At 65.0% G+C, this 21,184-nt stretch carries 19 protein-coding genes and 1 tRNA gene; 1 reads left to right on the plus strand and 19 read right to left on the minus strand.

Features of this window, described 5'->3' with window-relative positions; translation table 11 throughout:
- Positions 1-6 precede the first annotated feature (6 nt).
- From nuoH to ACEWQZ_RS01865, 12 genes are all read right to left on the minus strand, one after another.
- Positions 7-1,026, minus strand: a complete 1,020-nt coding sequence (gene nuoH / locus ACEWQZ_RS01810; RefSeq protein ID WP_476481359.1) for an NADH-quinone oxidoreductase subunit NuoH — start codon at positions 1,024-1,026, stop codon at positions 7-9.
- Positions 1,023-3,386, minus strand: a complete 2,364-nt coding sequence (gene nuoG, locus ACEWQZ_RS01815; RefSeq protein ID WP_476481360.1) for an NADH-quinone oxidoreductase subunit NuoG — start codon at positions 3,384-3,386, stop codon at positions 1,023-1,025. The genes nuoH and nuoG overlap by 4 nt, the downstream gene beginning before the upstream one ends.
- Positions 3,387-3,536: 150 nt before the next feature.
- Positions 3,537-4,832: an NADH-quinone oxidoreductase subunit NuoF gene (nuoF, locus tag ACEWQZ_RS01820; protein ID WP_476481361.1), complete on the minus strand. Its 1,296-nt coding sequence runs from the start codon at positions 4,830-4,832 to the stop codon at positions 3,537-3,539.
- Positions 4,833-4,993: 161 nt separating this feature from the next.
- The gene (locus tag ACEWQZ_RS01825; RefSeq protein WP_476481362.1) at positions 4,994-5,521 is read right to left on the minus strand and encodes an NADH-quinone oxidoreductase subunit NuoE family protein; all 528 of its coding nucleotides are present in this window, start codon (positions 5,519-5,521) and stop codon (positions 4,994-4,996) included.
- On the minus strand, positions 5,518-6,771 hold the full coding sequence (locus ACEWQZ_RS01830; protein WP_476481363.1) for an NADH-quinone oxidoreductase subunit D: 1,254 nt from the start codon (positions 6,769-6,771) through the stop codon (positions 5,518-5,520). Before ACEWQZ_RS01830 ends, ACEWQZ_RS01825 begins: the two co-directional genes overlap by 4 nt.
- On the minus strand, positions 6,768-7,493 hold the full coding sequence (locus ACEWQZ_RS01835; protein ID WP_476481364.1) for an NADH-quinone oxidoreductase subunit C: 726 nt from the start codon (positions 7,491-7,493) through the stop codon (positions 6,768-6,770). The genes ACEWQZ_RS01830 and ACEWQZ_RS01835 overlap by 4 nt, the downstream gene beginning before the upstream one ends.
- Positions 7,490-8,017, minus strand: coding sequence for a NuoB/complex I 20 kDa subunit family protein (locus tag ACEWQZ_RS01840; RefSeq protein ID WP_476481460.1), 528 nt, complete (start codon positions 8,015-8,017; stop codon positions 7,490-7,492). The genes ACEWQZ_RS01835 and ACEWQZ_RS01840 overlap by 4 nt, the downstream gene beginning before the upstream one ends.
- An 8-nt stretch (positions 8,018-8,025) precedes the next feature.
- Positions 8,026-8,382 (minus strand): NADH-quinone oxidoreductase subunit A, encoded by a 357-nt coding sequence (locus ACEWQZ_RS01845; protein WP_476481365.1) that lies wholly within the window; start codon positions 8,380-8,382, stop codon positions 8,026-8,028.
- A 104-nt stretch (positions 8,383-8,486) separates the two neighbouring features.
- A tRNA-Leu gene (locus ACEWQZ_RS01850) sits at positions 8,487-8,573 on the minus strand.
- 34 nt (positions 8,574-8,607) lie between these two features.
- Complete coding sequence (gene secG, locus ACEWQZ_RS01855) at positions 8,608-9,045, minus strand: preprotein translocase subunit SecG (protein ID WP_476481366.1); 438 nt, start codon at positions 9,043-9,045, stop codon at positions 8,608-8,610.
- 28 nt (positions 9,046-9,073) lie between these two features.
- Positions 9,074-9,823 (minus strand): triose-phosphate isomerase, encoded by a 750-nt coding sequence (gene tpiA / locus ACEWQZ_RS01860; protein ID WP_476481367.1) that lies wholly within the window; start codon positions 9,821-9,823, stop codon positions 9,074-9,076.
- A gap of 106 nt (positions 9,824-9,929) precedes the next feature.
- Complete coding sequence (locus ACEWQZ_RS01865) at positions 9,930-10,499, minus strand: DUF2845 domain-containing protein (protein ID WP_476481368.1); 570 nt, start codon at positions 10,497-10,499, stop codon at positions 9,930-9,932.
- Positions 10,500-10,618: 119 nt separating this feature from the next.
- Between ACEWQZ_RS01865 and ACEWQZ_RS01870 the strand changes: the two genes are divergently transcribed.
- Entirely contained in the window at positions 10,619-11,215 is a 597-nt protein-coding gene (locus ACEWQZ_RS01870) for a YceI family protein (RefSeq protein ID WP_476481369.1), read from the plus strand.
- Between the two features lie 140 nt (positions 11,216-11,355).
- Here ACEWQZ_RS01870 and pmbA read toward each other — a convergent pair whose 3' ends face one another.
- The 7 genes from pmbA to rsfS all read right to left on the minus strand — a co-directional run bounded on the left by pmbA (position 11,356) and on the right by rsfS (position 21,131).
- Entirely contained in the window at positions 11,356-12,738 is a 1,383-nt protein-coding gene (gene pmbA, locus ACEWQZ_RS01875; RefSeq protein WP_476481370.1) for a metalloprotease PmbA, read from the minus strand.
- On the minus strand, positions 12,735-14,165 hold the full coding sequence (gene tldD / locus ACEWQZ_RS01880) for a metalloprotease TldD (RefSeq protein WP_476481371.1): 1,431 nt from the start codon (positions 14,163-14,165) through the stop codon (positions 12,735-12,737). Before tldD ends, pmbA begins: the two co-directional genes overlap by 4 nt.
- A gap of 34 nt (positions 14,166-14,199) precedes the next feature.
- Positions 14,200-17,997, minus strand: a complete 3,798-nt coding sequence (locus ACEWQZ_RS01885) for a YhdP family protein (RefSeq protein WP_476481372.1) — start codon at positions 17,995-17,997, stop codon at positions 14,200-14,202.
- A gap of 32 nt (positions 17,998-18,029) precedes the next feature.
- Positions 18,030-19,502, minus strand: coding sequence for a ribonuclease G (rng, locus tag ACEWQZ_RS01890; protein ID WP_476481373.1), 1,473 nt, complete (start codon positions 19,500-19,502; stop codon positions 18,030-18,032).
- 84 nt (positions 19,503-19,586) lie between these two features.
- Complete coding sequence (locus tag ACEWQZ_RS01895; RefSeq protein ID WP_476481374.1) at positions 19,587-20,177, minus strand: Maf family protein; 591 nt, start codon at positions 20,175-20,177, stop codon at positions 19,587-19,589.
- A 103-nt stretch (positions 20,178-20,280) separates the two neighbouring features.
- Positions 20,281-20,742, minus strand: a complete 462-nt coding sequence (rlmH, locus tag ACEWQZ_RS01900; RefSeq protein ID WP_476481375.1) for a 23S rRNA (pseudouridine(1915)-N(3))-methyltransferase RlmH — start codon at positions 20,740-20,742, stop codon at positions 20,281-20,283.
- A 26-nt stretch (positions 20,743-20,768) separates the two neighbouring features.
- On the minus strand, positions 20,769-21,131 hold the full coding sequence (rsfS, locus tag ACEWQZ_RS01905; RefSeq protein WP_476481376.1) for a ribosome silencing factor: 363 nt from the start codon (positions 21,129-21,131) through the stop codon (positions 20,769-20,771).
- Between the last annotated feature and the right edge of the window lie 53 nt (positions 21,132-21,184).

Genomic DNA, 21,184 nt, shown 5'->3' on the forward strand with positions numbered 1-21,184 from the left:
CCTCGATCAGCCTCCGAACCAGCCCATCACGCGGAATCCGCCGGCGACCATGATCCAGACGATGGTAATCGGGATGAAGACCTTCCAGCCCAGGCGCATGATCTGGTCATAGCGATAACGCGGAAAGGTGGCCCGGAACCACAGAAACAGGAAACAGAACACCACGGTCTTGGCCAGGAACCAGTGCACGCCGCCGGCACCCAGAATGGTGTCACCAATGACGGGGATGCCGGAAAACGGCGACAGCCAGCCACCCATGAACAGCAGCGAGGCAAGCGCCGAGACCAGAATCATGTTGGCATACTCGGCCAGGAAGAAGACCGCAAAGCCGGCGCCGGAGTATTCAACGTGGAAGCCAGCCACCAGCTCTGACTCGCCTTCGGCCATGTCAAAGGGCAGGCGGTTGGTTTCAGCCACGCCGGAGACAAAATAGATGACGAACAGCGGCATCAGCGGCAGCCAGTACCAGGTCAGAATGCTGCCGGTCTGCGCCTCGACGATGGCGGTCAGATTCAATGAACCGGCCAGCACGATGACCCCTACCAGCGCAAAACCCATCGCGATCTCGTAGGAGACGGCCTGCGCGGCCGCACGCAAGCCGCCAAGCAGCGCGTACTTCGAGTTCGAAGCCCAGCCACCGAGCAGAATGCCGTACACGCCCATCGAGGTCAGCGCCAGCACCAGCAGCAAGCCGGCGTCGATATCGGCCAGCACCAGCCAGTCGTCGAATGGCACCACCGCCCAGGCCGCGAGCGCCGGCCCCAGCGACAGCACAGGCGCCAGCAGGAACAGGAACTTGTTCGCATTGCTGGGAATGATCAGTTCCTTGAACAGCATCTTGAACACGTCGGCAAAAGGCTGCAGCAGCCCCAGCGGGCCAATGCGGTTGGGCCCGCGCCGCGAGTGCATGTAGCCAAGCACCTTGCGTTCGAAGTAGGTGTAGTAGGCCACGGCAATGGTGACCGGCAGAATGATCGCCAGCACCTTGGCGATGGTCCACAACAGGGTCAGGAGCTGATCGATCATGACAGCACCTCCACGCTGATGTCGCCGCCGCCCGCACCCATGGTGGTTACCGGGCAGGTAGCTACCGGCAGGCCGATGGCGCCGGGCGCCACACGCGCGTCGAGTTCCAGATCAAGCTCCGCGCTGGCCTCGCCCTGGCGAACCCGAACCCGGCTGGCCTGCTCAAGGCCATGACGACGAGCCGTGGCCGGGTGAACGGCACACACGGTCGCCGCAGCCTGAGTGGTCTGTTGTAACGCCGGGGCCCTTCTGAGCAGGCTGTCGCCTGAATACATCGGCACCTCGCCGGTGCGCCAAAGGGTGTCGCCCTCGGCGACGAAAGGGGCCGCGGGCGCATCATGGTCTGCCGCGTCGATGTCGCCGGCAAGCGCCTGTTCGGTCACGGTCTCGAGAGTGGCAAAGTCAAAACCTTGCGCTCCAACCAGCTCTCCGAGCTTGCGCAGGATCTTCCAGCCGGCCTGAGCCTGCTCCGGGGCGCGGCCCACGGCCTGCAGGGTTTCACGATGACCGTCCGCGTTGATCCAGGTGCCGTCGACTTCCGGCGCGGGTGAAAGCGGCAGCAAGACATCGGCCGTTTCGCGCAGCAGCGAGTTGTCAAAGACGGTTGCCGCAACGACCGAAGCGGCACCGTCAAGCGCGCGCCGGGCGGCAGCCGGATCAGCCAGGTCGAAGTCGGGCTCGATATCCCAGAGCAGGTAGGCCTGGCGCCCTTTCGCGATCATGCTGCGAGCGTTCAGGCCACCGCGTTGCGGCACGCTGCCGGCCGCCCAGGCACCCTGGCTGTTGGCTGGCCCGGGCAGCGCCACCAGTGCCACTTCAACCGCCTCGGCGAGCCATTCAGCCAGGCGGCGCAGCCAGCCCGCTTCGGGGTGGTTGAGCGCCTGGTCGCCCAGCAACAGCACGCCGGAGTCGGCGTCCTTGAGCATGGCGGCAATCCGTTGCGCTTCCTGCTCCGGATGACGCTCACCGATATATTCGCCCAGCTTGCCTTCAGGCAGACTCTTGCCAGTGAGATCGGCAGCCGCCTTCGCTACCCGTGCCAGGGTGTCGACCATGGCCTGTGGCGGCACGATCATGCGCTCGGCCAGATCGAAGTGGAAATCCCAGGCCACGCTGTTGATGTCGGCAATCTTGGCGCCACCCTGGCGCCAGGCAGTGCGTACCCGGTGCCCCAGAATCGGCTGTTCGTGGCGAACGTTGCTGCCCACCAGCACAATCGCGTCGGACTCGGCCACGCTGGCGGTGGACACATCCAGATGGCCGCGACCGGCCTGCGGATGCGAGAAGTCGAGCAGGCGCAGACGATGATCAACGTTTTCGCTGCCCAGAGCGCGCGCCATCGACGCCGCCAGGTAGTGCTCCTCAACGGTTGCCCGCGGGGAAACCAGCACGCCCAGCTCCTTGCCGCCATGGGTGTCGACCGCTCCCTTGATTGCGCGCGCGGCAGCATCGAGGGCGTCTTCCCAGCTTGCCTCCTGCCATTGGCCGTTGACCTTGATTTGTGGTGTGGTCAGGCGATCTTCGACGTACAGGCCAAAGTGGCTGTAGCGGTCGCGGTCGGCCAGCCAGCACTCGTTGATTGCCTCGTTGCTGCGCGGCACTGCGCGCATGATCTTCTTGCCGCGCGTGTGATAGAACAAGTTCGAACCGAGGCAGTCATGAGTACCAATGTACTTGCGCGCACGCATTTCCCAGGGTCGCGCGGTGTGGCGAAATGGCTTGTTGGTCAGCGCGCCGACCGGGCACAGGTCGATGATGTTGCCCGACAGCTCGGAGTTGATATTGCGCTCGACGAAAGTACTGATTTCCAGATGCTCACCGCGGTTCATGCCGCCCAGCTCGCTGGTTCCGGCAATCTCCTCGAGGAAACGCACGCAGCGCGTGCAGTGAATACAGCGCGTCATGTCGGTTTCGATCAGCGGCCCGACGTTCTTGTCGCGCACCACGCGCTTGCGTTCGGTAAAGCGCGACACCGAGCGCCCATAGCCCATGGACAGATCCTGCAGCTCGCATTCACCACCCTGGTCACAGATCGGGCAGTCAAGCGGGTGATTGATCAGCAGAAACTCCATCACCCCACGCTGGGCATCCACCGTTCGCCGTGACTCGGTGAACACCTTCATGCCGTCAGCTACCGGTGTGGCGCAGGCCGGCAGTGGCTTGGGTGCTTTCTCGACATCGACCAGACACATGCGGCAGTTGGCCGCGATCGAGAGCTTGCTGTGATAGCAGAAGCGGGGAATATGGATGCCGGCACGGTCGGTCACCCGGATGATCATTTCGCCCTTCTTCGCCTCGAGCGCGCGCCCGTCGACTTCGATCGTGACGATATCGTCCTGTTTGTTCTCAGCAGTCGCCATTAGTCAGTCCAGCTCAATTCTGGCGGTCAATAACGCTTGACCATGAAACGCACGCAGGCAGGTCAATGGAGGCACTCATGCCAACTCCCCGCCCTTGGTGGTTCAGATACCCGGCAGCCCGGAAACACGTAATCATCGATTGGCGCCGGCTCATGCCGCCGCTCCCACACCGCCGCTCACCATCGAGCGGCCGTGCTCGACGTAGTGCTCGAACTCCTCGCGGAAGTGCCTGAGGAAACCCTGCACCGGCCAGGCTGCTGCCTCACCGAAGGCGCAAATGGTGTGACCTTCGATCTGGGTCGTCACCGACGCCAGGGTATCGAGGTCTTCTTTCTTGCCCTGACCCGCCATGATGCGATGGATCATGCGGTGCATCCAACCGGTGCCCTCGCGGCAGGGCGTGCACTGTCCACAGGACTCGGCATAGTAAAAGCGCGCGATGCGCAGGCATGCCGCGACCATGTCGGTGGTCTCGTCCATGACGATGACCGCACCCGAGCCCAGACCCGATCCGGCCTTCTGGATGGCGTCGTAGTCCATGGTCAGGTCCATCATCACGTCGCCGGGCAGCACCGGCATCGACGACCCGCCCGGAATCACGCCCTTGATCCGGTTGCCGTCGCGCATGCCGCCGGCCAGCTCCAAGAGCTCGGAAAAGGGCGTACCCAGCGGCACTTCGTAGTTGCCCGGCTTGTTGACGTGGCCGGACACCGAGAAGATCTTCGAGCCACCGTTGTTGGGCTTGCCCAGCTCCAGAAACCAGTCGGCGCCGTTACGCAGAATTGCCGGCACCGAGGCCAGGGTTTCGGTGTTGTTGATCGTCGTGGGCTTGCCGTAGATGCCGAAATTGGCCGGGAACGGCGGCTTGAAGCGCGGCATGCCCTTCTTGCCTTCAACCGACTCCATCAGCGCGGTTTCCTCACCGCAGATGTAGGCACCGGCGCCGAGCAGGTTGTGGATATCCACATCAATACCCGAGCCCATGATGTTCTTGCCCAGATAGCCGGCCTCGTAAGCCTCCTTCAGGGCGCCCTCGATACGCTCGAACGGCTCGTGGCGAAACTCGCCCCGAAGATAGTTGTAGCCGACCGTCGCACCCATGGAATAGGCCGCGATGGCCATACCTTCGAGCAATGCATGCGGGTTATAGCGCAGGATATCGCGGTCGTGACAGGTGCCCGGCTCGGACTCATCGGAATTGCACGCCAGGTACTTCTGTCCGGGGGCCGAGCGCGGCATGAACGACCATTTCAGGCCGCTGGGAAAGCCGGCGCCGCCGCGGCCGCGCAGGGCCGACTTCTTGACCGTCTCGATGATGTCTTCCTGAGGCGTTTTTTCCTTGAGGATCCGCTCCCAGGCCTGCCAGCCGCCGTGCTTTCGATAAGCCTCGAGCGTCCAGCAGTTGTCTTCATCGAGATGGGTAAAGCAAACGTTGTGTTCAGCCATAATCAATGCCCGCAAATCCTTGAATCACGCAGAACCGCTGAGCAGCCGAGAGCGCACAGGCCAATCGAATTGACATGCGAAGACCTGCACTCTGCGGCCTCTGTCCGGCGGTGTTGCTGCGCGCTGTTCATTGCATGATCCCTATGCGACACCGAATGTCGCTACTCCAGCCCATCGAGAATCTCATCAACCTTTTCCGGCGTGAGCTTCTCGTGATACTGGCCGTCGACAAGCATCATCGGCGCGCCGACGCAGCCGGCCAGGCACTCTTCCTCGCGCTTGAGGAAAATCCGCCCGTCCGCCGTCGTCTCACCGCTGCGTATCTCCAGCTTTTTCTCGATGTGGTCGACAATTTCGTCGGAGCCGCAGAGCATGCAGGAGATGTTGGTACAGACCGAAATCGAGTGTCGGCCGACCGGCTCGGTCTCGATCGCCGAATAAAACGTCGCCACCTCGTAGACCCAGACCGGCGGCACTTGAAGATAATCGGCCACGCCGTCCATCAGATCGGCGCTCACCCAGCCACCGTTCTGCTCCTGAGCGGCGACAAGCGCCTGAATGATCGCTGACCGCCGGCCTTCGGGCGTTTCGGGAAACTTGCTGACCCAGTGATCGATCTGGCGACGCGTTTCCTCGCTCAGAAGCTCGGCCTTGCCGGCCACGACGCTGGCAGTGGATTTGTCGGTCATCGGTCGATCTCTCCAAACACAATATCCTGAGTCGCGATCAGGGCAGCGATATCGGCCAGCATGTGCCCCTTGGCCATCTCGTGCATCGACGCCAGATGGGCATAACCCGGCGCACGCAAGTGCACCCGGAATGGCTTGTTGGCACCATCGGAGACGAGGTAGCAGCCGAACTCACCCTTGGGTGCCTCGACGGCGGAATAGGTTTCGCCCTCGGGCACGCAGTAGCCTTCGGTAAACAGCTTGAAGTGATGAATGAGCGCTTCCATGTCGTCCTTCATCTCTTCGCGTGTGGGCGGGGCAACCTTGAAGTTGCGCACGATCACCGGGCCCGGATTCTCGCGCAACCAGGCGATGCACTGCTGAATGATCCTGCTCGACTGGCGCATCTCTTCGACGCGAACCAGGTAGCGGTCGTAGCAGTCACCATTGGTGCCGACCGGGACATCGAAGTCAACTTCAGAATACTTGGCGTAGGGCTGTTTCTTGCGCAGATCCCACTCCACGCCGCTGCCGCGCAGCATCGGGCCGGTAAAGCCCAGCTGCAGGGCACGCTCAGCGCTGACCGAGCCGATGCCGACCGTGCGCTGTTTCCAGATGCGGTTGTCGGTCAGCAGGGTCTCGTAATCATCGACGCGGTCGAAGAAGTCTTCGACAAAGGCCTCGATGAAGTCCAGCAGAGAGCCCTGACGCCAGGCGTTCATGTACTCCAGGTCCTTGCCCTTGCGCCAGCGCGTTTCGGCCACCTTGGGCATCTCATCGGGCAAATCGCGATAAACGCCGCCGGGGCGGTAATAAGTGGCGTGCATGCGCGTACCCGAGACCGCCTCGTAGACATCCATCAGGTTTTCACGTTCGCGGAAGGCATACAGGAACACCGCCATGGCGCCCAGGTCGAGCGCGTTCGAACCGATCCACATCAGATGGTTGAGGATGCGCGTGATCTCGTCGAACATCGTCCGGATCCACTGCGCGCGCTCGGGCGGCTCGATATTGAGCAGCTTCTCGATGGCGCGCACATAAGCGTGCTCATTGCACATCATCGAGACATAGTCGAGGCGATCCATGTAGCCGATCGAGTGGTTGAACGGCTTGGACTCGGCCAGCTTTTCGGTCGCGCGATGCAGCAGCCCGACATGCGGATCAACGCGCACGACCGTCTCGCCCTCGAGCTCGAGAATCAGGCGCAGCACGCCGTGGGCCGATGGATGCTGCGGCCCGAAGTTCATGGTGAAGTTGCGAATCTCGCTCATGACCCGGCTCCTTCAAGCTTGTCGTCAACGTAGCGACTGTCACGGCGTACAACGCGGGCCACGGTCACGCGCGGCTCGATTTCGACCGGCTCGTACACCACCCGACCCTTGTCTTCGTCGTAGCGGACGGTCACGTTGCCGATCAGCGGGAAGTCCTTGCGGAACGGATGACCGATAAAGCCGTAGTCGGTCAGGATCCGGCGCAGATCCGGATGCCCCTCGAAGATCAGACCAAAAAGGTCGAACGCCTCGCGCTCGTACCAGTTGACCGAGTTCCATACCTCGATCAGGGACGGCAGCACCGGAAACTCGTTGTCGGGCGCATAGCAGCGCAGGGTCAGCCGACGGTTGTGCTTGATCGACAGCAGCTGGACAACCACGGCAAAGCGATTCTGGATCTCTTCCGCCTCGGGGCGATTCTCCCAGGCAAAGCGTCCGGGACCGAGCTCGTCAGCTGCGCGCGAAAAGCCCTGACCCGTGGCCTCGGCGGTTTCCCACTCGTCGTCACCATAGCCCAGGTAGTCGATACCGCACAGGTCGATGAGCTGCTCGAACGCCAGATCGGGCTCGTCGCGCAAGAGCCAGGCGGCATCCAGCCAGTGGTCGCGCGGGATCTCCACCGCCAGCTGGCCGCGGTGCTCGGTCATCGAGGCAATGCGCTCGCCCAGCTTGTCGCTCAGCGACTCGGCCAGCGCCTGATTACGTGAAGAAAACTGGGTCATGAGCGGGCAATGGTATTGGTGCGACGAATCTTCTTGTAGAGCTGCAGCACGCCGTAGACCAGCGCCTCGGCCGTGGGCGGACAGCCCGGCACGTAGATATCGGTCGGCACGATGCGGTCGCAGCCGCGGGTAACGGCATACGAGTAGTGATAATAGCCGCCGCCGTTGGAGCAAGAGCCCATGGAAATCACCCACTTGGGGTCGGGCATCTGGTCATAGACCTTCCGGAGCGCCGGCGCCATCTTGTTGACCAGCGTACCGGCCACGATCATGACGTCGGACTGACGCGGACTGGGCCGGAAGATCATGCCGAAGCGGTCGAGGTCGTAGCGCGAGGCGGCCGAGTGCATCATTTCCACCGCGCAGCAGGCCAGGCCGAAAGTGACCGGCCACATCGAGCCGGTACGCGCCCAGTTGATCAGCGCATCGGCACTGGTGGTCACGAAGCCCTTGTCGAGCAGCGGATTGTCGCCGCCGGGGCGCAGAATATCTTCAACCGGGCTCTCGGGAACCGGGTTGTGCATGATGTTGCTTATTCCCATTCCAGCGCTCCCTTTTTCCATTCATAGATGAAGCCGATCACCAGGATCAGCAGGAAGATGCCCATCGCCACCAGACCGGTCAGGCCGACGCTGTCGAGCGCCACCGCCCAGGGAAAGAGGAAGGCAATTTCCAGGTCGAAGATGATGAACAGGATGGCCACCAGGTAGAAGCGCACGTCGAACTTCATGCGCGAGTCCTCGAAGGCCTCGAAGCCGCACTCGTAGGGCGAGAGCTTTTCGCTGGACGGGCGCCGGGGCCCGAGGATGCCGCCAGCCAGCAGCAGCGCCACACCCATGCCCAGGGCGATGACCAGAAACAGCAGAATCGAAAAATAGTCAGCGAGCATTCAGTCTACCCTTAGCCTGTGCGCCGTTTGCCGCAAGACTCTCGCAGCAACCGCTTGCATATACCTGTTACGCCCCGCGGGCGGGGCGCAACATTGTCGCATATTGGTGCCGAAGGCCGGACTCGAACCGGCACAGCCGCTAGGCCACTGCCCCCTCAAGACAGCGTGTCTACCAATTCCACCACTTCGGCATTGTTCATGACCCGAAACCCCTTCTGATTGACGTCAGTCAACCGCGGGTGGCTCCGGTGACTCTTCTCCGGTTGCATCTTCCTCAACCGGCACCTCCAGGAACTCCGGCTCTGACGCCTCGGACTCGGGCGCCTGCGCCTCATCCGCCGAAGCGGGCGCTGCGTCGGCCGGCTGTTCGGCGGCTGGCGGCACCAGCTGCTCGGCCACGCCGAGATCCTGAACCTGCTCGCCAACATCGGCGCTGCGCGCGGCCAGAACCGCCATGGCCAGACTGGCTCCAAAGAACGCCACGCCCAACCAGCTGGTCAGCTTGGTCAGAAAGCCGGTCGCACCGCGCGAACCGAACACCGTGCCCGAGGCACCGGAACCAAAAGCCGCACCCATGGTGGCACCCGGACCCCGCTGCACCAGCACGACGGCAATCAGGGCGGCGGCCAGCAGAACCTGAAAAACGATCAGAATCGTATACATCAAAAATCTCTTTGCGAAACCGTTGGAATCAGACCGCCTGGTAGATCCCCATGAAGGACTCGGCCTGCAGTGACGCACCACCAATCAGACCACCGTCGATGTCTTCACAGGCAAACAGGTCAGCGGCGTTGTCTGGCTTGACGCTGCCACCGTACAGGACCCTGACTCGGCCGGCTATTGTAGCATCCTCTTCAGCGAGCTGCGCCCTGATTGCAGCATGAACTTCCTGCGCCTGTTCCGGCGCAGCCGACTGGCCCGTACCGATGGCCCAGACCGGCTCGTAGGCCACGACAGCCCGCGAAAACGCCTGAATGCCGGCCGCTTCGAGCACCGCGCCGAGCTGCGCGCGAATGACCTCGCGAGTGCGCCCGGCCTCGCGCTGCTCCAGCGCTTCACCAACACACAGGATCGGCTGCAGGCCCGCCTCCTGGGCGGCCACGAATTTTGTCGCCACCAGCGCGTCGTCTTCATTGTGCCGGGCACGGCGCTCGGAGTGGCCCACAAGGACGTGCGAACAGCCCCAGTCGGCCAGCATGGCGCCAGAAACCTCGCCAGTGTGGGCGCCGCCGGCGTGGGCGCTGAGATCCTGGGCGCCCAGCATCACCGGGGTCGAATCGATCAGGGAGTCGACCAGAGGCAGATAAGGAAACGGAGGCAAGATCATGACCTCGGCGCTTCGATTGGGATCGAGGCGGGCAAGAATGCCGCCGATAAGGCGCCGAACCTCGGGCTTGTTGCCGTGCATCTTCCAGTTGCCGGCAATCAGCTTGGTACGCATGATTCCACCATTGGGGGTCAACGAAGGACGCAGATTCTACTGCGTTCGGGCGGGCCGGACAAAGCGGCCGATGAAAACCGCTCGGACGAAGCCCGCGCAGGGCGTATCAGAGCGGAGAAATCTGCCGCAACCGGCCGTTCAGAAAGCGCACTTCCCGAGCCTGCTGTCGCGGCCCGAAGCGATAGGTCCACACCTGGTGCCGGCCAGCCGGACCGCCGCCATGATAACCAAAAGCGGGCAGCTCGTAGCGGTGATCGGGCGCACCGCAGCGAGCGAAGATCTCGGCGATGGTGTCGCCCGCACGAGTCAACTCATAGGGGCCGCAGCCGCGGCTGCCGGGTGTGTATTCGGTGCCGTATCCCAGATTCCTGATGCGTGAAAGCCGCCCGTTGACGAACTCCAGCTGGCGCATGAAACGGCTCGCGCCGAAGTTGATCGTCCACCGCTCGACCCGATCAACTCCAAAAATGCGTCCGTGCCGGCTCACCGCCCGGGGCCGATCGTAGCTCTCCTGCCAGAAGGGCTCGGGGCAGCGGTCGGCCACTCGCCAGATCGGATCACCGGCCTTGACGAGGCGCTGCCCGCAGCGCATGGCGTCATCAACCGCCGGCGCCAGACCGGGCGCGGACAGAAGCAGGGCCAGCAACAGAATCTGGCTGATTCGCATCGGATTCATGCCAGCAGCTTAACCGTCGGCAATGAACCATGACTGAATTGCCGCAGCCCGCGCCGACGCCCCGAACGCCAGATGTAATAATGCGCGGCTTGTGTACTGTCCATCGGAGATCAAGACAAATGAAGATTCGCCTGATCACGGCGCTGTGTGCGCTGGCCCTGGCTTTGCCGCTGCAGGCCGCTGAACGCTACCTGATCGACACCGGGGGCATGCATGCCTTCGTGCAGTTCAGGATCTCGCACCTGGGCTATTCCTGGCTCTACGGTCGTTTCAACGATTTCGAAGGCGAGTTCACCTTCGACCCTGACCAGCCCGAAAACTCCGCCGTGCAGGCAACGATCCGCACCGCCAGCGTTGACAGCAACCACGCGCGCCGCGACCGACACCTGAGGAGCGATGACTTCCTCGACGTCGAAAACCATCCCGAAGCCCGCTTCGAATCCACCGGTTTCGAGCCCCTGGGCGAAGACCGCTATCGCGTGACCGGCGACTTCACGCTGCGGGGCAAGACCCGGGAAATCGAAATCGAACTGACGCAGATCGGCGCCGGCGAGGACCCCTGGGGCGGCTTCCGCCGCGGCTTTGAGGGGCGCACGACTTTCGCGCCCGAAAACTTCGGCATTGACTACGATCTCGGCCCCGCCTCGCAGAACGTCGAGATCATCCTCTCGATCGAAGGCGTTCGTCAGGACGATGCCGGCATGGCGGAGGGTTGAGCGCTCGGCACCCTCTGCAAGCGCGATCCGGAGGGCGCGAAGCAGGCCCGCTGAAAGTCACTGCGTCAGTACGCCGTGACTTCTGTTCGCGTGCTTCGCGCCCTTCTTTGCAGCGTTGACGCTGTCGGGTTGGCGAGTGCTTACTGATCCTGCCCGGCGACGGTCATCCAATCGACCAGCAGTGAGCCGGTGCGGACGTTGTGGCGGGCATCCACGTCGGTGCCCGCGGCAACCAGATTGGCGAACATCTCGCGCAGGTTGCCGGCGATGGTGATTTCCTCGACCGGCCCGGCAAGCTGGCCGTTGCGAACGCGAAAGCCGCTGGCGCCGCGAGAATAGTCGCCGGTAACGATATTAACGCCCTGCCCCATCAGCTCGGTGACCAGCACGCCATCCCCCATTTCGGCCAGCAGCGCATCAAAATCATGCGTGCCCCCGACCAGCTCCAGATTATGCACACCGCCGGCGTTGGCCGTCGTCTCCAGCCCCAGACGCCGCGCCGAGTAACTGCTCAGGACATAGCGTGAAAGCACGCCGTCGGCGACCAGCGGCGATTCACGCGTGGCCACCCCGTCGGCGTCGAAAGCAGCCGAACGGGCAGCCCGGGGCAGCCGCGGACGCTCGATCAGTGATGCCCAGGCCGGCAGCACGCGCTCGCCCATTGCATCGAGCAGGAAGCTGCTGCGCCGATACAGGCTGCCACCGGACACGGCGGCGATCAGGTGGCCTATCAGGCCACGCGCAACCTCGGGGGCAAACAGCACCGGCATGCGGCCGGTGGTAACGCGCCCGGCGCCCAACCGCCGCAGCGCTCGACGGGCGGCTTCAGCGCCGGTTGCCTGCGGCGCATTCAAATCCTGCCAGCAGCGCCGGGTGTCAAAATCATAATCGCGCTGCATGCCCGAATCGTCCCGGGCGATCAGTACGCAGCTTTGTGAAAAGCTGGTGCCGCGCATGCGGCCCACAAAACCGTGGCTGTTGGCATAGACCGCCAGGTTGGCTTCGGTCGCCACGCCCGCGCCTTCGGAGTTGTCGATGCGCTCATCGGCGTCCCGACCGGCCTGTTCGATGGCCAGCGCGCGCTCGACGAGATCGTCCAGGGCAATGTCTCGCGGATGCCACAGATCCAGGTCCGGAAAGTCGCTGGCCATCAACCCGGCCTCCGCCAGGCCCGCTGCGCGGTCAGGCTGCGTGTTGCGGGCAATCGCCAGAGCCCGCGCCACGGTTTCGTCGATCATCTCCGGGCGCAGATCGCCGGTACTGGCGCTGCCGCTGCACTGGTTCAGATAGACGGTCACCTGAACGCTGCGATCGCGCGCCTCTTCCAGCGTTTCGACCTCGCCCAGGCGAACGCTTGCCTCACGCCCCAGACTGGAGCCCAGCGCCACCTCGGCCTGGTCGGCGCCGCCGGCGCGCGCGCGATCGAGCACGCGCTGGGCAATGCCCACCAGCAGCTCGGTCTCGCGGTCGGGGTCGTGCAGCAGCACGGTATGGTCCGAATGGGTCAATTCAGCTGTGCTCATCCCGTCCCCCCGACGGTCAGACCGTCAACCCGCAGCGTCGGCTGGCCGACGCCGACCGGCACCCCCTGCCCTTCCTTGCCGCACACGCCGACGCCCGCATCGAGCGCCAGATCATTGCCGACCATGCCCACGCGCGTGAGCACGTCAGGACCGTTGCCGATCAGGGTCACGCCCTTGATCGGCGCAGCGACCTTGCCGTTTTTCACGCGGTAAGCTTCGGATGCGGCGAACACGAACTTGCCCGAAGTGATATCCACCTGGCCGCCGTTGAAGCCGACGGCGTAGATGCCGTCATCGACTGACGCCAGGATTTCGCCGGGGTCATGCTTGCCCGGCAGCATGTAGGTGTTGGTCATGCGCGGCATCGGCAGGTGAGCAAACGATTCCCGCCGACCGTTGCCGGTCGACTGGCCGCCCATCAATCTGGCGTTGAGCTTGTCCTGCATGTAGCCAACCAGGCGGCCGTTCTCGATCAGGGTGTTGCAGGCGGTGGGCGTGCCCTCGTCGTCGATGCTCAGCGAGCCGCGGCGGCCATCGAGCGTGCCGTCGTCGACCACGGTGCATTCCTCGGTCGCCACGCGCTCGCCCATGCGCCCGGAAAAGGCCGAAACGCCCTTGCGATTGAAGTCGCCCTCGAGGCCGTGGCCCACCGCCTCGTGCAGCAGCACGCCGGGCCAGCCGGGGCCGAGCACCACCGTCATGTACCCGGCCGGTGCCGGCTCGGCCACCAGATTGAGCGCGGCAACACGCACCGCCTCACGCGCGTGCTCCTGCCAGAACTCCGGCGCCATCACCGCCTCCAGAGACCAGCGGCCACCGCCACCGGACATGCCCTGCTCGCGCCGGCCGTCGTCTTCCATCAGAACGCGGATGTCCAGACGCACCAGCGGGCGTACGTCGCCGGCGAGCACGCCATCGGTGGCCGCAACCAGAATCGAATCGTGGCTGGCAGCGAGATTGACGCTGACCTGGCTGATGCGCGTATCGAGCGAGCGCACGTAGGCATCGATGGTGCGCAGCAGCTCGACGCGATCGGATGACTTTCCGTGCGAGACCGGGTCGTGGGCAGCGTAGCGCGCCGGCACCGTCAGCGGCTGACCAACGCGCACCATGCCGCTGCCGCCGGCACGGGCAATGGCCCGAGCGCTACCGGCGGCATCCAGCAGGGCCGGTAGCGCCATCGAGTCGGCATAGGCAAAGCCGCTGCCGGCACCGGCGACAGCGCGCACACCCACACCCTGGTCGGAGTCATAGCTGCCGCCCTTGACTGCGCCGTCCTCGAGCATCCAGCTTTCACCGATCCGGCGCTGGAAATACAGTTCGCCGAAATCGATCTGCGAAGACATCAGCCGGCCAAGCGCCAGCTCCAGTTCTTTTTCGCCCACGTCGGCCGGAGCCAGCAGGCTGTCGAGTACTTGTTCATACATGATGCAGGGGATATCCGGTCAGGACCGCGCGCTTTCAATCCGGCGGCGGCAATTCGTTGGCTTCACTGCTCTGTTCAGGTTCAGATTCAGGCTCAGGCTCCGCTTCCGGCTCCGCTTGTGAGTCGGACTCCGGCGGCAGCGACTCGGGCTCGGCGGCGCGGGCGTCGATCAGCGCCACCACGGGATCCGACCATGCACCGGTGACCCGATAGCGGGCTTCGGCGAGGCCCTCCAGGGGGCGCTCCAGCAGGCTGCGCAGTACCAGCCCGGCGGCAGCGCCGGCCGGCCCGCCGGCCAGACCACCGATGACCGGCAGCGTGCCGCTGACACCGGGCTCGACAACGATGGTCTGATCATAGGTTTTCGTTGCCAGATCGGTGCGCCCGTAAACACTGATCTCGGCTGCCGGCGAGTCGAGGCGCAGCCCATCGGTATGGGCAATACCGCTGTCGAGCTCGAAACGACCGCGGATGCGATCGAACTTCAGACCCTGACCGAAAACATCGCGAAAATCGAGCATCAGGCGGCGCGGAACGGCGCTCAGGCTGACCAGCCCCAGCAGGCGGCCCGCGCCTGGCTGGGCCTCGGGAATTCTGCCGTCGCGCATCATCACCTCCAGATTGCCGCTCAGGCGGGCCAGGCTGAAGTCGGAAGGCGCGCCCGGCCAGCGGCCGTCGATCTCGATCTGCGCCCGGGCTGCCTCGAAGCGCGAGGCATGGCCCAGGCTGGTCAGCAGAGCCTCGGGGTCGGTGCTGATCAGGCGCCCCATGAACTCGGTCAGGGGGCGCTCAGGCCCCAGGATCCAGCGGCCGTAGCCGCTTGCTTCCAGATGCGGCCCCTTGATCTCGACACGCTCGATCTCGATGCCGTCCTGACGGGCGTGGGTCTCGATACGCGCACGCCCGAGCTCGAGATCGCCGTAGGCGAGCGCTTCGATCAGCACGTGCATGGGCGGAAACCGGGTCGGCACGCGGGTGTGGGTCTGTCGCGGAAACGGCGCCTGGGCCAGATCCACCACCGGCGCCTCCTGCAGCAGCCTGTCAAGCGTCAGACGGTCGAGCGCGACGGCAACGACGCGGCCGGAATCGACAGGCATCGGAATCGAGACCGTACCCGCGACCGATTCACCTGCCAACCGCAGCTGCCAGCGCTGCGCCAGGCGCTGGGCTTCCAGGTTGACATCGCTGATCTGCAGTCGGCCATAGGCCAGCTGGCCCACCTGCATCCGCAGATGGCCCTGAACGGGCGCGGCAGCTTCCGGGGCAAGGTCGACAAACCCGGAAATCCAGTCACTCCAGGCCGCCAGGTCGAGTCGCTCGATCTGCGCGCCCAACTCGAAGCCGGGCGCCGACGGCAGCGCTGGGGCACCTTGACCGATGCCGGCGGCCAGGCGCCACCCGGCCTGGCGGCGTTCAGCGGTCAGGCTGAGCTTGTCACCCAGACGCCCGCTGACAGCCAGCGCCTGATCGTGACCGCGCAGCCGCAGCTCCAGCGGCATGGCCTCGCCCGCGGGCTTGCCCAGCGGCTCGGGCCAATGCAGGGCCACGTCATCAAGGTTCGAGCGCGCCGCCAGCCGCCAGCCGCCGGCGGGGTGGCCAGCCAGAGTCACCCGCCAGCGCGCGGCGCCGGCCACTCGCTGCGCCAGAGTGGAGGCCGGCGGCTGTTGGGCGGCCAGGCGTGCCAGCGGCGCCACGCCTTCCAGCTCCAGCCACGCCGGTGCCGAGAAGCCGGCGGCCAGGGAAAGATGGTGCGACTCGGGCCCGGCCAGCTGCAGGGTCGTGGCGTCGATGCCTTCGCGATCAAAACTCACGCTGCCGACCAGCTCGGGCAACCGCAGGCCGGCCATCGGCAGGCTCAGCGTCGTTTCTGCAAGCTGCAGCTGGCCTGAAAGCTGCCATTCCGACATGTTGCGCACCGGCAGAACCAGCCCGAGATCCAGAGACAGCGACCCGCTCGCAGCGACCGGATCGACAAAGCGCGACCAGCCTTCAAGCGGCAGCCCGGCTATCGTGGCGTAAACATCCGCGGCGGCGACCGTCTCGGCGGCAAGGTCGATCGCCACTCGCGGCTCGGCGAGATTGTCAATGGCGATTCGTTCGGCAGACAGCGGCACCGGGCCCAGCCGGCCCTGATCGACACGGGCCTGCATGCTGCGACCGATGAAATCAACGCGGCCATCCAGTTCGCGGGCCTGTGGCCAGCCCTCCCAGTAGTCGAGGCGGGCCGACTTAAAATCGGCCCAGGCCTGAAAATCGCCGGCACGCCAGTTTCTGAACCGGCGCCCCAAACGGACATGATAGTTGAGCCCGCCGCTGGCCGACCCCACCCCCAGCAGGGCATGATCGAGCCACTCAAGCGCCCGCGGCGGAATCTGCCCGGCCGGCAGCCAGGGGCGCGGATCAACGGCGTCGATGCGCTCGGCAACCACGGTAAAGTCCATGAACGGCCGCCCGCCGCCCAGCCACACCCAGCCGGCGGCGCGACCCTCGGCCTCCGGACGGGTGGCGACAATATTGTCGAGCTGCACCGCCCGGGGCGAGACAATCACCCGTCCCGACACCGTCTCCACAGGAATCGGCTGGCGCATCTTGGCGGGCCAGTCCACGACCGGGCTGCCCGAAAGCGAGAGCGCGGCGCGATCGCCGGATACGCCCAGGCGGACGTCCACGTCGGCGAGGCTCAGACGATCATCGGGCAACTCGAAGCTCAGCCCGTCGACCTGGCCCGACAGGCGCTGCAGGGAGCCCGGATGCCGATACAGCAGCTCGAGATCGCTGACCCGACCGGCCATCGAATCAGGCCAGTGCGACCACCGCCCCAGCCAGCGGCCAAACAGTGTGTGCAGCGCCGACAGGTCGAGTCGCGGCGCCGACGCCGCCCAGCGCTCGCCGTCGTGGGCGACGACCAGATCGCGGGCCACGATCTGCCCGCCCTGGCGCAAATGCCGGATTTCCGCGTCCAGACGGCGGCCGAGACGCTCGACGCGCAGCGCACCGTCAAGATCGAAACCCCGTTCGCCATCAAGCTGGAACTCCAGCTCGGCCCAGCCGCCCTGCTGGTGATGCCAGCGAAAGCTCAGCTCGGCATTGAGCTGGTCCGGCGGCACGCGCAAAAAATCGGGGAGCAGGCGTTCCATTCCCGGCGCTTCAAGCTGCAGCCGGGCCAGCCGCACGCGACCGCTCATGGCCCGCAACTGCCCGTCGACCTGCTCGCCCAGCAGGGTCAGCAGCAGCTCGGCCTCGGGCGCCGAGGCCGGATGTGCGCGCGCCACCAGGGCCGTCTGTGCGCCGCGGCGCCGGATTTCGCCTTCGCTGATGACCAGGTCCAGCGGTGACCCGGAACGCGGCCGGATTTGAATGCGCACGTCGCGCACCAGCAGATCACCGGCCAGCCCCTGCCCGGCCGCCGCGTCAGGACGAGACGCGCTGTCGTTGTGCATGTGCAGCCCCCAGCGTCCACGCTCGTCCTGGGCCAGCATCAGCTCGAGGTCCAGCACCACCAGACGGAAAGGATTGCGCCCGGAGCGCAGCAGGTCGGGCAGGTGCAGCTCCAGCCTGGCCGTGGCCGCGTCGATGAGCGGGTTGGCTGCGGGCCCGGCACGCAGGCCCACCAGCGTGATCTGCGGGGTCAGGCGCGGCCAGCGTGCCTGGACGCGCGCGATCGAAACCGGCTGACCAAGCCGCTCGGAGAGACTGTCTTCCAGCCAGGGCCGTAACTCATCGGCGTAGGGAATCAGCAAGCGGCCCAGGCCGACGATGACCGCGGTGGCAATGATGGCCACCGCCGCCAGGGCAGCCAGCCACTGGCGCAGACGCTGCGCGAGCGAACGCATGGCCGGCGACGCATCGTGACCGGCAGGTTGCCTCAAAGCAGAACCACGTCGAACTGTTCCTGGTCGTACTGATCTTCAGGCTGAAGGTGGATACTGGTGCCGAGCTGCTCGATCAGTTCGGCAATCGAGCCATGGTGCTCCTCGAGCATGCGATCAACCACCTTTGGGCAGGCCATGACGCGCATCTGCCCGGTGTCGAACTGACGCACCGCGCGCATGATCTCGCGAAAGATCTCCGAGCAGATCGTATCGACGCTCTTGATGCGGCCGCGCCCTTCACAGGTCGGGCAGGGCTCCGACAAGCGATGCTCGAGGCTCTCGGTGGTGCGCTTGCGCGTCATTTCCACCAGGCCCAGCGGCGAGATTTCCGAAACCGTCGTGCGCGCATGATCGCGGGCCAGCGCCCGCTGCAAGGTTCTGAGCACCTGGCGCTTGTGGTCATCCTCGCTCATGTCGATGAAGTCGATGATGATGATGCCGCCGAGATTGCGCAGCCGCAGCTGGCGGGCGATGGCCTGTGCCGCCTCGAGATTGGTCTTGAAAACGGTTTCCTCGAGATTGCGATAGCCCAGATAAGAACCCGTATTGACGTCGACGGTGGTCATCGCCTCGGTCTGATCGACAGTCAGGTGGCCACCCGATTTCAGCGGCGTGCTGCGATCGAGGGCGCGCTCGATTTCGGTTTCGACACCATACAGATCGAACAGCGGCCGGTCGCCGCCATAGAACTCGATGCGATCGGCCCACTCCGGGAAGAATTCGCCGGCGAAACGCAGCGCGCGCTTGAACGTTCCGCGCTCGTCGATGCGCACCTTCTCGACATCGCCATGCATCAGATCCCTGAGCGAGCGGTAGGGCAGCGAGAGATCCTCGTACACCAGCTTGCCGGGCGCGGCGTTTTCGGCATCGGCCTCGATGCGCGGCCACAGCCGCCGCAGGTATCTCAGATCGCCTGCCAGCGCCTCGGGTTCGATGCCCTCGGCATTGGTGCGAATGATGAAACCGTGCTCGGAGTCTTCGGCGATCATCTCGCGCAGCTCGTTGCGCAGGCGCTCGCGCTCGGCCTCGATTTCAATGCGCACGGAAACGCCCAGGCTCTGGACCCCGGGCAAGAGCACCAGATAGCGCGAAGGAATGCTCAGCTGCATGGTCAGACGGGCGCCTTTGCTGCCCAGCGGGTCCTTGACGACCTGCACCAGCAGTTTCTGACCCTGCCTCACCAGCTCCGAGATCGGCGGAACGGGCCGCAGCTCACCGCTGACGTCGAGTTCGGGCTGGCGCGGCACGATATCGGCAGCGTGCAGAAAAGCCGTGCGCTCCAGGCCGATATTGACGAAGGCGGCCTGCATGCCCGGCAATACTCGCTCGATCCGGCCCATATAGATGTTGCCGACATGGCTGGCGTCGCCGCTGCGCTCCAGATAGAGCTCCTGCAGCAGGCCGCTCTCGACCACCGCCACGCGCCGTTCGGTCGGCGATATGTTGATCAGGATTTCGTCACTCACGGCCGGGCCATTCGCTCAAGGATTGCACAACGCGCAAGAATAGCATTGCGCAGAAAAATCGAGGCCTGGTCGCCCGCGCCGCCCTCAGCTTGCCAGGCCGGCCTCGCGCAGCAGTTCGCCGGTGACAAACAGCGGCAGGCCCACCACGGCCGAATAACTGCCCGTAATCGAGCGCACCCAGATGCCGGCGCTGCCCTGAATGCCATAGGCTCCGGCCTTGTCGTGCGGCTCGCCCGAGGCGACATAGCGCTCGATCCAGGCCAGCGGCAGCTGCGCCATTTCGACCCGGGTATCGCGCAAACGTTCCCGGCTCGCTCCATCGGGCCCGACCAGGGCCACCGCCGACAGCACCTGGTGCTCGCGGCCGGACAGCCGCCCGAGCATGGCGCGGGCCTCATCATCGTCGGCTGGCTTGCCCAGACACTCGCCGTCGATGACCACTACGGTGTCCGCGCCGAGCACGAAATGATCACTGCAGCGCGCGTGAACGGCCAGCGCCTTTTCGCGCGCCAGCCGCCCGACCAGGGCCGCAGGCGTCTCGTTCTCGGCCGCGGTTTCATCGATATGCGCCGGCTCGATGTCAAAATCCAGCGCGAACAGCGACAGCAACTCACGGCGGCGGGGAGAAGCGGAAGCGAGGATCAGGCGAGGCGGTGTGTTCGCGGGATCGTTCATCGGGTCTGTGGTTGGCTGGTTCGCAACGATTATGCGGTGAGGCTGACAGAATGCAACAGAAGGCGAGCTGGCCCGAGCGCAACCAGCCAACCAGCATCAAGCCTCAGGCCCGATGATAAGGATGCCCGCTCAGAATCGTCGACGCCCGGTAAAGCTGCTCAGCCACCAGGACGCGCACCAGCATGTGCGGCAGGGTCGCCGGGCCCAGCGACCAGTGCTCATGGGCGCGCTCGACCACAGCGGCATCGAGCCCGTTGGCTCCGCCGATCAAGAACCAGACCGGTTCGCCGCCCAGCCGCCAGTGCTCAAGCCGCGACGACAGTTTTTCCGTCGACCAGGCCCGGGCGGCAATCTCCAGAACGACCACCCGTGCGCGCCGGGGCAGTCGGGCGAGCAGACGCTCGGCCTCCAGGGATGCCTCCCGACCTGCGCCGGCCTTGCCGGCAACCGGCACCTCGACCAGACGCAACGGCGTGGAAGCGGGCATTCGCCGGGCGTATTCCCGCCAGCCTGCCGTGATCCAGGAGGGCGCCCGGGTTCCTACGCTGGCGACAACCAGATCCACGAATCGGCACGCATTCTCGGGCGCGATCAGGCCTGAGCGCGTGCCGCGGGCGGCGCCGACCAGAGCTTTTCAAGGTTGTAGAAGGCGCGAGTCTGTGGCTGCATGAGATGAACGACGACATCGGCCAGGTCGACCAGCACCCATTCCGCCTCAGCCCCCCCTTCCGTGCCCAGCGGCTGAATGCCGCGGCTTTTGACGCGCTGCACCAGCCGGTCGGCCATGGCCTTGACCTGACGCGGCGAAGTACCCGAGGCAATCACCATGTAGTCGGCAAAGCTGCTGCGCCCGGACAGGTCGATGACCTGAATGTCCTGGCCTTTGGCGTCTTCCAGGACAGCGACGACGAGTTCCCGCAGCTGCTGCGGGTCAAGCAGTTCTGTTTGCTTCAACGAATCATCCATGACTGTACACAGGGGGCATTTTACGCCTTGTCCGCGTGAAG

Source organism: Wenzhouxiangella sp. YN1, from assembly GCF_056324145.1.

Excerpts from the sequence above, each read along its gene's own strand:
- nuoG (WP_476481360.1), bottom strand. The coding sequence starts at position 3,386 with ATGGCGACTGCTGAGAACAAACAGGACGATATCGTCACGATCGAAGTC.
- ACEWQZ_RS01830 (WP_476481363.1), bottom strand. The coding sequence starts at position 6,771 with ATGAGCGAGATTCGCAACTTCACCATGAACTTCGGGCCGCAGCATCCA.
- ACEWQZ_RS01845 (WP_476481365.1), bottom strand. The coding sequence starts at position 8,382 with ATGCTCGCTGACTATTTTTCGATTCTGCTGTTTCTGGTCATCGCCCTG.
- ACEWQZ_RS01865 (WP_476481368.1), bottom strand. The coding sequence starts at position 10,499 with ATGAATCCGATGCGAATCAGCCAGATTCTGTTGCTGGCCCTGCTTCTG.
- ACEWQZ_RS01870 (WP_476481369.1), top strand. The coding sequence starts at position 10,619 with ATGAAGATTCGCCTGATCACGGCGCTGTGTGCGCTGGCCCTGGCTTTG.
- pmbA (WP_476481370.1), bottom strand. The coding sequence starts at position 12,738 with ATGAGCACAGCTGAATTGACCCATTCGGACCATACCGTGCTGCTGCAC.
- ACEWQZ_RS01840 (WP_476481460.1), bottom strand. The coding sequence starts at position 8,017 with ATGCACAACCCGGTTCCCGAGAGCCCGGTTGAAGATATTCTGCGCCCC.
- nuoH (WP_476481359.1), bottom strand. The coding sequence starts at position 1,026 with ATGATCGATCAGCTCCTGACCCTGTTGTGGACCATCGCCAAGGTGCTG.
- ACEWQZ_RS01885 (WP_476481372.1), bottom strand. The coding sequence starts at position 17,997 with ATGCGTTCGCTCGCGCAGCGTCTGCGCCAGTGGCTGGCTGCCCTGGCG.
- ACEWQZ_RS01835 (WP_476481364.1), bottom strand. The coding sequence starts at position 7,493 with ATGACCCAGTTTTCTTCACGTAATCAGGCGCTGGCCGAGTCGCTGAGC.
- ACEWQZ_RS01895 (WP_476481374.1), bottom strand. The coding sequence starts at position 20,177 with ATGAACGATCCCGCGAACACACCGCCTCGCCTGATCCTCGCTTCCGCT.
- tpiA (WP_476481367.1), bottom strand. The coding sequence starts at position 9,823 with ATGCGTACCAAGCTGATTGCCGGCAACTGGAAGATGCACGGCAACAAG.
- tldD (WP_476481371.1), bottom strand. The coding sequence starts at position 14,165 with ATGTATGAACAAGTACTCGACAGCCTGCTGGCTCCGGCCGACGTGGGC.
- secG (WP_476481366.1), bottom strand. The coding sequence starts at position 9,045 with ATGTATACGATTCTGATCGTTTTTCAGGTTCTGCTGGCCGCCGCCCTG.
- ACEWQZ_RS01825 (WP_476481362.1), bottom strand. The coding sequence starts at position 5,521 with ATGACCGACAAATCCACTGCCAGCGTCGTGGCCGGCAAGGCCGAGCTT.
- nuoF (WP_476481361.1), bottom strand. The coding sequence starts at position 4,832 with ATGGCTGAACACAACGTTTGCTTTACCCATCTCGATGAAGACAACTGC.